At 42.5% G+C, this 13,146-nt stretch carries 9 protein-coding genes; 8 read left to right on the top strand and 1 reads right to left on the bottom strand.

Features of this window, described 5'->3' with window-relative positions; all coding sequences use genetic code 11:
* The first annotated feature begins 1 nt into the window (after position 1).
* Positions 2-3,346, top strand: coding sequence for a type I restriction endonuclease subunit R (locus B3R91_RS04530; protein ID WP_286796645.1), 3,345 nt, complete (start codon positions 2-4; stop codon positions 3,344-3,346).
* A gap of 6 nt (positions 3,347-3,352) precedes the next feature.
* Positions 3,353-4,159: a M48 family metallopeptidase gene (locus B3R91_RS04525; RefSeq protein ID WP_286796644.1), complete on the top strand. Its 807-nt coding sequence runs from the start codon at positions 3,353-3,355 to the stop codon at positions 4,157-4,159.
* 82 nt (positions 4,160-4,241) lie between these two features.
* Here B3R91_RS04525 and B3R91_RS04520 read toward each other — a convergent pair whose 3' ends face one another.
* Entirely contained in the window at positions 4,242-5,891 is a 1,650-nt protein-coding gene (locus B3R91_RS04520; protein ID WP_286796643.1) for a BCCT family transporter, read from the bottom strand.
* Positions 5,892-6,207: 316 nt separating this feature from the next.
* Here B3R91_RS04520 and B3R91_RS04515 point away from each other — a divergent pair, with 316 nt between their 5' ends.
* The 6 genes from B3R91_RS04515 to B3R91_RS04490 all read left to right on the top strand — a co-directional run bounded on the left by B3R91_RS04515 (position 6,208) and on the right by B3R91_RS04490 (position 13,139).
* Positions 6,208-7,401, top strand: coding sequence for an aromatic ring-hydroxylating oxygenase subunit alpha (locus tag B3R91_RS04515; RefSeq protein ID WP_286796642.1), 1,194 nt, complete (start codon positions 6,208-6,210; stop codon positions 7,399-7,401).
* Between the two features lies 1 nt (position 7,402).
* The gene (locus B3R91_RS04510; protein ID WP_286796641.1) at positions 7,403-8,833 is read left to right on the top strand and encodes an aldehyde dehydrogenase family protein; all 1,431 of its coding nucleotides are present in this window, start codon (positions 7,403-7,405) and stop codon (positions 8,831-8,833) included.
* Between the two features lie 34 nt (positions 8,834-8,867).
* Complete coding sequence (locus B3R91_RS04505) at positions 8,868-10,244, top strand: FAD-dependent oxidoreductase (protein WP_286796640.1); 1,377 nt, start codon at positions 8,868-8,870, stop codon at positions 10,242-10,244.
* Positions 10,245-10,255: 11 nt separating this feature from the next.
* Positions 10,256-11,572, top strand: a complete 1,317-nt coding sequence (locus tag B3R91_RS04500) for an NAD(P)/FAD-dependent oxidoreductase (protein WP_286796639.1) — start codon at positions 10,256-10,258, stop codon at positions 11,570-11,572.
* A 19-nt stretch (positions 11,573-11,591) separates the two neighbouring features.
* Entirely contained in the window at positions 11,592-11,942 is a 351-nt protein-coding gene (locus B3R91_RS04495; protein ID WP_286796638.1) for an ethanolamine utilization protein EutQ, read from the top strand.
* Positions 11,943-12,215: 273 nt separating this feature from the next.
* Positions 12,216-13,139, top strand: a complete 924-nt coding sequence (locus B3R91_RS04490) for a LysR substrate-binding domain-containing protein (RefSeq protein ID WP_286796637.1) — start codon at positions 12,216-12,218, stop codon at positions 13,137-13,139.
* The last annotated feature ends 7 nt before the right edge of the window (positions 13,140-13,146 follow it).

Raw genomic sequence — 13,146 nt, 5'->3', positions numbered from 1 at the left:
TATGACCAATCCCAGCATCAACTTCCAAGAAGAATTCAGCTCAAAAATCCCTGCCTTAACCTTGCTCACCACGCTAGGCTATCAGTTTATTCCGCCAAGCCAATGCAGCTCCATGCGTAGCAATAAACTACTAGCTAATCAGGCGAATGCAAATAAAGCCACCAACCAAGTAGTTTTACTGCCAATCATGCGTGCGTTTTTGGCCAAGCAAACTTTTATGTTTGAAGGCGCGCCGCATCATCTATCAGACAGCGCCATTGATAAGATCATGCATGAGCTAAACCCAGCTATGAACTTAGGCTTGCAGCTCGCCAATGAAAAGCTCTATAACGCTATGCTTTATGGTGTGACGGTGACCGAGTTTATCGACGGTAAAAAAACCGCGCAAACCATCAGTTTGATCGATTGGAATAATATCGATAATAATAGCTTTCACGTGACCGAAGAGTTTGTCGTACAAAATAGTGAAGGTACGAACAGTCGTAAACCTGATATCGTCTGTTTTGTAAATGGTCTACCGCTGGCAGTGATTGAAGCCAAACGTCCTGATTCCAGTAGAGAAGGGCAGTCGACCAATGCGCAAGCGGTGTCCCAGCATATTCGCAATCAAAAGCCAAAAGAAATCCCGCATTTATTTGCTTATAGCCAGTTACTAATAGCAGTCAATGGTAATGACAGTTTATACGGGACTTGCAAAACGCCTGAGAAGTTTTGGGCAAAATGGGTCGAAGAAGAAATCTCTGAGCCTGAGTTCAACCGTCTAAAAAATCAAACGCTTAGTAACGATCAGATCAATATTTTATTTGATCATCGTCCTGCTTCTGCTAAGAGAGATTACCTATCGCTGATTAATGGCGGTGACCTGCAAGTTACTGATCAAGACCGCTTAATCATAAGCTTATTAAAGCCTGAGCGTCTGCTTGAGATGATGCGCCTGTTTACCTTGTTTGATAAAAAGGCGGGGAAAATTGTTGCCCGTTATCAGCAAGTATTTGGTATCAAAGCTCTGATTAAACGTATCAGTAGCTTTGACGAAAAGGGCAGTCGTGAGGGTGGAGTTATTTGGCATACCACAGGTAGTGGTAAGTCTTTCACTATGGTGTTCTTCTCTAAAGCGCTTATTTGGTTAAAGGAGCTCGCGAAGTGTCGCATTATTGTCGTCACGGATCGTGTCGATCTGGAAACCCAATTGAGCAATACCTTTAAGTCTGGTGGTGTCATCACCAGTAAGCGCGATAGTCAGGATGCCATGGCAACCTCTGGTCGTCGGCTGGCTGAGCAAATCGGTCGCGGTAACGAGCGTGTCATTTTCTCCATTATTAATAAGTTTGGCTCAGCCGTTAAGTATGATGAATGCTATAACGACAGCCCGAATATCATCGTCATGGTCGATGAAGGTCACCGCAGCCAAAACGGTGAGAATAATATTCGCATGAGCCAAGCCCTACCAAACGCCGCCTTTATTGCTTTTACGGGTACGCCACTGCTTAAAGACGATAAGACCGAAAACAAATTCGGTAGCATCATTCACTCCTACACCATGCAGCAAGCGGTCAAAGATAAAACCGTCACCCCATTGCTCTACGAAGAGCGTATCCCTGAGCTGAATACCAACGATCAAGCCATCGATGCATGGTTTGATCGTATTACCCAAAAGCTCACCAATGATCAAAAAACCGACCTAAAACGTAAGTTCTCCCAAAAAGGTCAAATCTATCAGGTTGAAGGACGTATTGAGCTGATCGCTCATGACATCTCTGATCACTTCCAAAACTTTAAACAGCAGTATCTAAAAGGTCAACTGGCTTGTGATTCTAAAGCCTCAGCTATCCGCTATAAAATGGCATTAGATAAGATTGGCAAAGTGACCTCAGTGGTCGCTATGTCACCACCTGATACCCGTGAAGGGCATGACACCGTCGATGGCGAATCAAAAGACATCGTACAAAGATGGTGGCAAGATAATGTCGCCGCAGACTTCGGCGGTGATGAAAAAGCGTATACCAAAGCCATCATAGAAGCCTTTAGTCAGGACGATGGTCCTGACATTATGATCGTCGTTGATAAGCTATTAACGGGCTTTGATGAGCCCAAGAACACTGTGCTATATATAGATAAGCCATTAAAGCAGCATAACCTCATTCAGGCGATTGCACGCGTGAACCGCTTGCATGAGAAAAAACGCTTTGGTTATCTGATTGATTATCGTGGCATCCTAAAAGAGCTGGATATCACCATTGAGAAATACCAAGACTTAGCGGAACGTACGCAAGGTGGCTTTGATATCGAAGACCTCAAAGGTTTATATAACGCCATGGACACCGAGTACAAGCAACTGCCAAGACTACATAGCGAGCTATGGGCTATCTTCTCATCGGTCAAAAACAAACAAGATGGGCAAGCATTAAGGCAGGTGCTTGCGCCAAAGATGCAGGAAGTAGATGGCAGAGTAGTCGATACCAAGCTTAAAGAGCGTGACGACTTTTATGCGGCTTTGACCGCATTTTCTAACGCCATGAAGATTGCGCTCCAATCAGCATCTTTCTTTGAAGACAAATCATTTGATAGTAAGCGTGATCGCTACAAAGCCGATCTAAAAGCCTTTATTAACCTACGTAAGCAAGTGCGCGAAGACGCTGATGAGACCATCGATTATGATGAGTATGAAGCGGATATTCGCAGCTTACTCGATAAGCATATCGCAGGGCTTGAGGTTCGTGAGGCAAAAGGAGCTTACTTGGTCGGCAATTTAGGTAAGGATGTTAAGCCTGAAGAATTAAGTGATGATGAAGCACGCAACCAAACCGATAAAATTACAGGTCGTGTGACTAAGATGATTGAGCAAGATCTGGCTGATGATCCGTATGCGCAAGAGTACTTCTCTAAGCTCCTAAAAAACGCCATTGAAGAAGCTAAGGCGATGTTTGATGCACCCGTGAAGCAGTACATGATGTTTGCTGACTTTGAGCAAACGGTAAAAGATCGTGATGTCGCTGATGTGCCGAATGACTTTATTGATGATAATGGCAAATTAAACAAGCATGCTCAGGCTTATTTTGGTTTGTTTAAGCATTTATTTGATGCTGACTTCTTAGCGGATAAAGAGCTAGATAATGACAAGCTGGTCGCTTACGCCTTTGAGATTGATGAAGTAGTGAAAACCAATGTGGCGGAATATTCCATCAATGCCAGTGAGATTGAAAATGCGATTAATAGACGATTACTGCCAATGTTGTTTGCTGACTTAGGTATTGATAAAGCGCAACAGCTCATTGAAGAAGTGCTAAAGATCACCCGACTTGGGCTGTCGAGAGAGACAAGTAGCCCACGAGCAGCAAGAGGGTAGTAGGCAATGACTGAGAGAGGTGACTTTTATTATGGTGAAGATAAGATCCATTATGAAGTAGTGCGTAAAGACACAAAAAATAAGTCTAAAAGCGATAAGCTAGTTACTAATGATACCAAGCCTCGCAAACCCCGAAAAGTGGTCATCAAGGTACATCCTGATCAGCGCGTAGTCGCCACAGCGCCTGTTGATGCTAGTGATGAGATGATACATGACGCTATGATGAAACGTGCTCGCTGGATATGGCAAAGCCTACAAGACTTCACCAAGCAAAAAGAATATGTATTGCCTAAGCGTTATATCAGTGGTGAGACCCAGTTTTATTTGGGTCGTCGTTATGTCTTAAAAGTAGTAACTGATGTAGAGATTGAGCCTAGTGTGAAGCTCAGACGCGGTAAGTTGAATGTATTTTTGCAGCCAAATAATGACCAAATAGATCATAAAATACAAGCTGAAAAAGTGAAAAATATGGTGGATAAATGGTATCAAAACAGAGCTAAAACCGTCTTCAGCGCCAGACTAAAAGCCTTACTACCAAAGGCTTCGTGGGTAAAAGACGTTCCGTTATACAAAGTTTTAGTAATGCAAAAACAATGGGGCAGTTGCTCTACAAAAGGCAATCTAATACTTAATCCTCATTTGGTTAAAGCACCAAGAGAATGCATTGATTATGTCATCCTGCATGAGCTATGTCATATAGCCGAATATAATCATAGCGAGCGCTTTTGGCGCTTACTGACGCAGGTGATGCCGAACTGGAAAGAAGTAAAGGCTAGGCTTGATGGAATGGCAGAGCTATATTTGAATGAGTGAGCAAATAACAATATTTATGATTAAAAGGTAAAAAATAGGAACTCCTAAGAGTTCCTATGCTAAGGAAATAAAGCGTATTTCATTATGACGCTTTTTTTAGTAGATCTTTCTTTTCAGCTTTAACTGGTAAGTTGAAAGCGCTATGGCTCTCTATCCTATCTGCTTCTTTGTTTAAGCTTTTATAAAGAGTGATACACATGATAAAGAGAAAGATGGAGATTGGAAAACCTGCAATAATAGAGGCGGTTTGCATGGCTTTTAAGCCTCCTGCATAGAGCAGACCACCGGCAATAATAGCAATTAATACTCCCCAAACGACACGCATCTTTTTAGGGGAAGTCTGTGCCCCTTCGGCGTCAAGAAAGCATAAAACATAGGTTCCACTATCTGCAGAAGTTATTAAGAATGTGGCTAGCAAGATACAAGCTAAGATACTTAGAAGCTGCCCTATTAAATCACCACCAATATTATTGAACATTGTGAATAGAGCGAAAGTTGCGTCTTGCTGTACCGCTTCAACGACGGGGCCACCCATAAATGCTTCTTGAGCAGGTGCGCCAGTTTCTACGAGTGCTGTTGCCTGAGTTTCATAGGCGTGTCGAGCATCTTGTTCAACTTTCAAAGCGGAACCGCCAATAACCGACATCCAGATAGCAGTAATTAAGGTAGGTACAAGTAGTACTCCTCCAATCAGTTCACGGATAGTACGCCCTTTCGAAATGCGAGCGACAAACATACCGACAAACGGCGCCCAGGTCATCCACCATGGCCAATAATAAGCCGTCCACCAGTTTTGCCACCCAGAATCTTTTTGTGCATCACTCCATAAACTCATTCCTATGATATTTTGAGTATAGTTGCCTGTGGTTTCAAGTAAAGTATGCAGAATATAGCGAGTTGGGCCGATAAAAAGAAGAATAACAATCAACGAGAGCGCCAATAACATATTGAGATTGGATAAGTACTTCATTCCTTTATTAACGCCTGTCACCGCAGAGTAAGTGGCAATCGTACACAATACTGCTAATAGGATAAGCTGATTGGATAACCCGTTCTCAATACCAAATACTTGACTTAAACCCGTATTCACTTGCAGCACGCTCATTCCAAGAGATTGAGCAATGCCAAAAGCTGTGACGACAATGGTGCAAATATCAATAATGTGTCCAATAGGCCCATAAATACGATCACCAATCACTGGATAAAGTATAGAACGCAAACTGAACGGCAATCCTTTCCGATAACTAAAATAAGCCAAGGCTAACGCAGTGATACAGAATATCGCCCACGGATGCAATCCCCAATGAAAAAAAGTGAGCTGCATAGCCATACTGGCAGATTCGTCACTTAAATTAGCAGCAAAAGGATTGCTCATATAATGGTTAATAGGTTCAGCGGCAGACCAAAACACCAAACCCACCCCCATACCACCAGAAAAAAGCATTGAGATCCAACTAACAAAGCTAAATTCTGGATCTTCATTATCTTTGCCTAAACGTATATGTCCGAGACGGCTGAACATAACAAAGAATAAAAACCCCACAACGCCCGTCATCAAGAAAATATAAAACCATTTGAAATTTTGTAAGAGCATCGTTGAAATGCTTTCAAAGGCAACGCCAGCTTGTTCTGCCTGAAGAGCGCAAAATAATACAAAAGCTATCACTAATACTTTTGAGACCACCGTTATGGTTGGGTTTAATCCCTTAAAGATGCCTGTTGTAGCTAGCATGACTCCTCCTTGAGTATATTACGACAACTTACTATCCATAATTAGCTGTACGTATGAGAGGTTTAGAGTAGTGCTAACTGCTAAGGCTTATCAAACTATTTATTCTCATGGATACGTGAGCTTTAGTCATAGAAGCGCGATATTAAAAATAAATTTAATAATCCATGATAAAAACTCATATATACCTAGCAAAAAAGTCGTTTGTCAATCTCTGCGATCTCTAGCAGAATCTCTACTAAGCAGCACACAGTGCTAATGAATGGCTACAGCCAACGCAGGGAAGTCATGCGTCATTCACCTACAGGGAGTAATTTACATGAAAAACGCCAACCAAAAACTCATCTCTATTCAGCAAGTCGATAGCGTCTTAAATCCTATTACCGAAGCACACGGTATGCCTAATACGGTTTATATCAGTGAAGATTACTTCAAGTTTGAACGCGATAACATTCTAAGTAAAACTTGGGTCTGTATTGGCTTCGCCTCTGATCTTATTAAAAATGGCTATATAAAACCTGTTGAGTTTATGGGTCTTCCATTACTGATGATGCGCAACAAGGAAGGCGCGGTACAGGTGTTTCATAATGTTTGTAGTCACCGTGGTATGCAATTAGTTCATGAAGAAGGCGTGGTGCAAGGCGTTATCCGCTGCCCGTATCATTCTTGGAGTTATGATCTAGATGGTAATCTTAAAGGTACACCACACGTAGGTGGCATAGGCAAACATAAAGATGAGCGCTTCAAATGTGAAGACCATGGACTGCGAGCATTGCGTTCCGCTATCTGGATGGATATGGTATTCATCAATATCTCTGAAGATGCCGCGCCTTTTGAAGAACATATCGCTCCATTAGAAGAACGCTGGAAGCCATTTTGGGGTGAGAATGGTTTAGATCAAGTGCGTCGGGTCAATATGAGTGAAGGTATAGAAATAGAAGTGGAAAGTAACTGGAAGCTGACCGTTGAAAATTACTGTGAGGCTTACCATCTGCCTTGGGTGCATCCTGCATTAAATACGTATTCTAAGCTAGAAGATCACTATAACATTATGTTTGAGGAGCGCTTTGCGGGTCAAGGCAGTTATAAATACAATCTGTCAGATACTCAAGGAACTCACTTGCCAAAGTTTGAAAGTTGGCCTGAGGACAAATTGCGCCATGCCGAATACGTATCTCTATTTCCAAACGTACTATTAGGTATTCAGGCTGATCACGTGTTTGCGATGATGATTGATCCCATTAGCGCAGAAAAAACGACGGAAAGACTACGTTTGTATTTTGTAAGTGATGAATCCGCTAAAGACGATTATGCGGCCTGCCGTACAGCGACGTTGGAGTCCTGGCGTGTAGTCTTTAGTGAAGATATTACGGCAGTTGAAGGCTTACAAAAAGGCCGCCATTCTCCTGGATTTGGAGGCGGCGTTTTCTCACCTGAGATGGATTTACCAACCCACTTCTTCCAAAAATGGCTCGCTACACAAGCCAAAGCAGCTTTAGAGAAGGTGGCATAAGATGCAACACTACCTCAATTATATTGATGGACAATGGCGGGATTCGTCCCGTCAATTGGAGGTTATAAACCCAGCCTCTGGCGAGGCCTACGCCACAGTTGCCCAGGCAAGTATAAAAGATGCGGATTTAGCCATGACTGCGGCAAGACGCTGTGTTAATCAAGGCCTCCTAACTAATGTACGTCCTGCACAGCGTGTGACATGGATGCTTAAAGCAGCAGAAGAGATTCGACAAATTACCGAAGAAGCGGCTTTGATACTGTGTTTAGAGAATGGCAAAAACTTGGATACCGCTCGTGATGAGCTCATTGAGTCCGCGCGTTATTTTGAGTATTACGCAGGAATCACCGATAAAATCGAAGGGATTTCCGTCCCTTTAGGCAAGGATTATATTAATTTTACGCAATATATCCCTATGGGAGTGTCCGTACAAATTGTTCCCTGGAACTTCCCTGTATCTATTTGTGCACGCTCATTAGCACCCGCTTTAGCCGCAGGGAATGCAGTCGTGGTGAAGTCTCCTGAGGTTTCGCCACTTGCGATGACCTTACTGTTCAAGGCGATTGAAAGAGCAGGTTTTCCACAAGGCGCAATAAACTTGCTGTGTGGTACAGGCTCAGAGATTGGTAGTCACTTAGTCAAGCATGCAGAAGTCGATCAAATTGTATTTACCGGTTCTGTCGCGACAGGGCAACGTATTCTGAAGGATGCCGCAGAGCGTGCTACCCCTTCCGTTATGGAGTTAGGCGGCAAGTCGGCAGCCATTGCGTTAGCTGATGTAGATTTGGATACTTTGCTAAGCAGTGTCAAGCTCGGTATTTTTTATAATTCTGGGCAGGTTTGTTCAGCAATGTCACGCTTATTGGTGCACCGCAGTCGTTACGATGAGGTTAAAAAAGCTGTAGTAGAGTTGGCGAAGAGCTTAAAGATTGGTGACGGCGCACACAATTCAGAGCTTACACCTTTGGTATCCGAAAGTCAGCAACAGCAAGTATTAACGATGATTGAAGCTGCTCGTCAAGAAGGAGCCACCATATTGACAGGTGGAGAGGCGTCAGAGCTAAAAGGGTATTTTGTCGCACCAACTATTATTGAAGCTGACCAAGATATGAGAATCACTCAACAAGAGGTTTTTGGCCCAGTCTTAGCCATAATGCCGTTTGATGATGAAGATCAAGCAGTCGAGATGGCCAATGGTACAGACTTCGGTTTAGTTGCGGGCGTGTTTGGAGAAAGTCTGAATCAAACAATGCGGGTAGCCAATAAGCTCATCGCTGGGCAAATATTTATTAATGAATGGTTTGCAGGTGGAGTGGAGACACCATTTGGCGGCATTGGGTTATCAGGTTTTGGTCGAGAAAAAGGGCAGGAAGCCATCTACAGTTATGTACAGACGCGCAATATAGGTATTCGTCTGAATCATCATAAGTAGTTATAAGCAGTGATACGGTAAGGGAGTAAGTAGCATGAAGACTTGGTTATGTGTCGTCTGTGGCTTGATCTATGATGAGGCTAAAGGTTGGCCTGCTGATGGCATCGAGCCCGGTACAAAATGGGAAGATGTTCCTGATGATTGGCTGTGTCCTGATTGCCAAGTAGGTAAAGCTGACTTTGAGATGTTAGACATTACTGATGAGCTTGATGAAGAAGCAGACGCTATCGATGCTGACGCCCTTGAGCCAGCAGTGGCTAATGTTATAGAACCCGTCGTGATTATTGGTAGCGGACATGCTGGCTATCAACTAGCTTCAGCGTTACGTAGCCAGTCACCAGACTTGTCTATTACTTTATTTACTGCCGATGATGGTGCTGTCTATAGTAAGCCTGCTTTATCTAATGCCCTTGCTTTAGGTAAAAGCTGTGATGACCTAGTTAGAGAATCAGCGCTCAGTTGGGAGCGACGTTTGAATATCCGTGTGTATGCACATACTCGTATTGAGCGCATTGATCGTTTACACAAAAGGCTCTATACCACCATTGGTGAATACACTTACGGTCGCTTGGTGTTAGCGACGGGCGCTACACCAATTGTCATTCCTGTTGAAGGTGAACAATCTGCTCTCTTAAGTGTTAATGATTTAGCAGGCTATAAAAACTTCCGCACACAGTTAACTGATAAAAAACATGTCACGATTTTAGGTGATGGTCTTATTGGTTGTGAGTTTGCTAATGACTTAGCAGCACATGGTGTGAATGTAACGGTCGTGGGGTTAGGCGAATGGGCTATGGAGAGACTAATTCCACAGCCGTTAGGTAGAGCTCTGCAACAAGCTTTGAGTGGAATTGGTGTTGAATGGAAGCTGCAAAATAGTATCAGTTCGGTACAAACATTCAATGACCGTTATCAATTAACTCTACAAGATGGGCAATGTATAGAGACTGATATAGTGCTTAGTGCAGTAGGTTTGCGACCAAGTATTGCGCTAGCTCAGTCGGCAGGGTTAATTACAGGCCGAGGCATTCATACCGATCTAAATCATCGAACCAGTGACCCTGCAATTTATGCATTGGGTGATTGTGCTGAAGTGGATGGTCAGTGGGCACCTTATATTAATCCTATTAACCAGGCGCTTCCTTCTTTGGTAAATAGTCTATTAGGCAAACCAACGCCGGCTACATTGAAAGTCACGCCCGTTATCGTCAAAACACCTATTTTGCCGCTCAGCATATTGCCGAGTGTTGGCACAGGCGAGTGGTATATCGAGCAGCATGGACAAGAATTATCGGCTGAATTTTATGATGAGGCAGGTATTTTAAAGGGGTTTGCATTACTGGGAGCTAAATTACAAGGTCAGCGTAATCAATGGCTTGAAAAGTTAAACCTAAATAAAACTGCGGCTTGAGGATATAAGAGATGGTTAATTTACCTAACGATGACAAAAGCTGTGGTTGGTATTCAGTTTTGCCCCCCGTAGCCCCAGCGAAAAAGTTAGTTGGTCAACAAAAAGCAGACTATGCCATTATTGGTGCTGGATTTGCGGGACTAGCAGCTGCAAGAAGATTGGCTGAGCTAAAACCGAATGCACGTATTATTTTAGTAGATGCTCAACGTGTCGCAGAAGGTGCATCAGGGCGTAACTCTGGTTTTGTTATAGATTCCCCGCATAAGTTTTCGTTAGAACATCCTGATCCTGAACTCAAACAAAAACTATTAAGCTTAAATAGAACAGCGATAGCCCAATTACAAAGCTTGGTAGAGAAATATAACATTGATTGCCAATGGTCAGCTGCAGGTAAATATCAAGGTGCAGTCGGCGCACGTGGAGAAGCACACCTAAATCATTTTGAACATCTAATGAAAAATTTAGGTGAGCCTTATCGCTGGGTAGAAAAAGCAGAGCTCACTAAGGTTCTTGGAACCGGTTATTATAGCCGCGCCATTTTCACCCCTGGCTCATACCTTATGCAACCTGCTGCTTTAGTTCAAGGTATGGGTAAGAGTCTACCTGAAAATATTGATTTGCTAGAAGAGTCGCCCATTCAAAATCTACAAAAATCAGATGGTCAATGGATACTTCACGGGGATCATGGAACGATTACAACTCCTAAATTATTATTGGCAACTAGCATTTTCACAAAAGAATTTGGCTACCTCAAAAATCGTCTATTACCTGTGATGACATTTGCCAGTTGGACTCGTCCGTTAACTGATGCAGAAATGAAGATATATAAAGGGGAATTAAACTGGGGGTTAACGCCAGCGGATCATGCAGGAACGACATTACGTATGACTGCTGACCGCCGAATTCTCATTCGTAATACCTATAAGCATGTTCCGAAATATGGCAACAGTATTGGTGATGAAACGCGTCAATGGGTTCAGACTGACCATCGAAAAGCATTCCTAGCACGTTATCCTGAGCTAGCAGAAGTTCCTTTGACTCATACATGGGGAGGCGTTTATGCCATTTCACGTAACTTCACTAATTTTTTCGGCGAGCTAGAAAATGGAGTCTATGCAAGTGCTTGTGATAACGGCGTTGGCGCTGCATGGGGGACCATTTCCGGTACGTTGCTTGCTGATCTTGTAGTAGGTGCGGATTCTCAAAATTTAAACGATATTCAGTATGTTACTGGTATGCCAAGCTTGAATCCGCCAGAACCATTTTTAGGATTAGGCGTTAAGTTCCGTATTAACCTTGCGAAGTGGCAAAGTCGCAGCGAACTGTAGGAATTAGCAGGATTAAATTATGAGCGAAGTTAGACTAATAGATAGCAATAACCTTGATTTTAGTGTACGTGGTGACTCTCCAGGTATGGCTTACGTAGCTAGAGCTTTGACACCTGATGTATCACCAAATATAGGCATAGGCTTTGCTCGTTGGGAAGGCGCTGAAGTTTCATGGCAAGTACTTTATGATGAAGTGATTTTTGTTATAGAGGGGTGTTTTGAATTAACCGCTAATGGTCAAAAATACGAGGTTCGTCCTGGGCAGATGTTATGGATCCCTGAAGATACAAAACTTATTTATGGTGGTCATGCTTTGTTTGGCTATGTCGTACATCCTGGCAACTGGAAAGAGGTACATGGGATAGTCTAAAACATAAAAAGAACTTTCAAACCCTTTGAGTAGAAATGCCAAAGGGTTTTTTAATAATGAAAATAATTGGTAAGTAGAACAACAGATATCTTAATTCATTTGTGACTTTAATACTCTATATGCGAGAGTTTTCTAATTTACCTCTTTGGTCTTAGAAATGGTAAGCTAGATTATATAAAACTATAATTGTGCGTAACCTTTCTAAATAACCTAATGGATAAGGTTAGACAAAATAGTATCAGCTATTTTGAAGATGACAAATTAGGAATGTCGATGAAAATCAAGCCATTGCCTCCGATGAACAGCCTTATTGTTTTTGAGGTAGCAGCTCGCTATCAAAGCTTCACACAGGCCGCAGAAGAATTAAACGTCACACAAGGCGCTGTGAGCCGTCAAATACGCCAGTTAGAAGAGTATTTAGGTAAAGAGCTGTTTTTTCGCGCAAATCGAAAAATCTCTTTGACACCTACTGGCTTGCAGTATTACCAAAGTGTTTATAGCGCTCTTATTGATATTGCACAAGCAACAGGAGATATAAAAAAATGGCGAGGTGATCACCAAGTGACGATTGCAACAACACAGGCTATGGCTGCACTATGGCTATTACCCAAAGTTGCATCATTTCAGCAAAATGAAGGTATAGACTTAAGAATACTAGCTACTGATAATATCGTTGACTTACACAGTATGGATTGTGACATTGCACTATTTTATTGTCATACGCCGCCTTCGGGAATGAAAGCGACTGTATTATTTCCAGAAGAGGTTTTTCCTGTCTGCAGCTCAAATTATTTGGAACAGTTTAATGATGATAAATCACCAGAGAAAATCTTTTCCAAGACATTATTGTATCTTGATGAATCAAGAAAGGATTGGATGACTTGGTCAGAATGGTTTAACGCTGTGCAGTACCCTATAGTTATACCAAAAAATAAAGTAAATATTAATAATTATACGATGCTTCTTCAAGCAGCCATTAATGGTCAAGGAATTGCTCTGGCTTGGGGATCGCTCGTAGATGATTATATAAAGAGTGGCGTGTTAATTCGTCCAGTAGAAAAGGTGCTTCGCACTTCAGAAAACTTTTATATGTTAGAGCCTTTGGGAAGAAATAATATTTCACCTAGTGTCAGTAAGTTTCGAGAATGGTTACTGCTTCAACTCCCAGATACAGTAGGGGTAGAGACTGCAAGTTAACCAAAAT

It is taken from the genome of Psychrobacter sp. UBA6291 (assembly GCF_002439405.1).
Classification (GTDB): Bacteria; Pseudomonadota; Gammaproteobacteria; order Pseudomonadales; family Moraxellaceae; genus Psychrobacter; species Psychrobacter faecalis.
Note: the sequence above shows the minus strand (reverse complement) of the source record. Positions and strands in the feature narration are given on the sequence as shown.

Bases quoted from the DNA above. Each gene is read 5' to 3' on its own strand.
- B3R91_RS04530 (WP_286796645.1), top strand. From the start codon at position 2: ATGACCAATCCCAGCATCAACTTCCAAGAAGAATTCAGCTCAAAAATC.
- B3R91_RS04525 (WP_286796644.1), top strand. From the start codon at position 3,353: ATGACTGAGAGAGGTGACTTTTATTATGGTGAAGATAAGATCCATTAT.
- B3R91_RS04520 (WP_286796643.1), bottom strand. From the start codon at position 5,891: ATGCTAGCTACAACAGGCATCTTTAAGGGATTAAACCCAACCATAACG.
- B3R91_RS04515 (WP_286796642.1), top strand. From the start codon at position 6,208: ATGAAAAACGCCAACCAAAAACTCATCTCTATTCAGCAAGTCGATAGC.
- B3R91_RS04510 (WP_286796641.1), top strand. From the start codon at position 7,403: ATGCAACACTACCTCAATTATATTGATGGACAATGGCGGGATTCGTCC.
- B3R91_RS04505 (WP_286796640.1), top strand. From the start codon at position 8,868: ATGAAGACTTGGTTATGTGTCGTCTGTGGCTTGATCTATGATGAGGCT.
- B3R91_RS04500 (WP_286796639.1), top strand. From the start codon at position 10,256: ATGGTTAATTTACCTAACGATGACAAAAGCTGTGGTTGGTATTCAGTT.
- B3R91_RS04495 (WP_286796638.1), top strand. From the start codon at position 11,592: ATGAGCGAAGTTAGACTAATAGATAGCAATAACCTTGATTTTAGTGTA.
- B3R91_RS04490 (WP_286796637.1), top strand. From the start codon at position 12,216: ATGAAAATCAAGCCATTGCCTCCGATGAACAGCCTTATTGTTTTTGAG.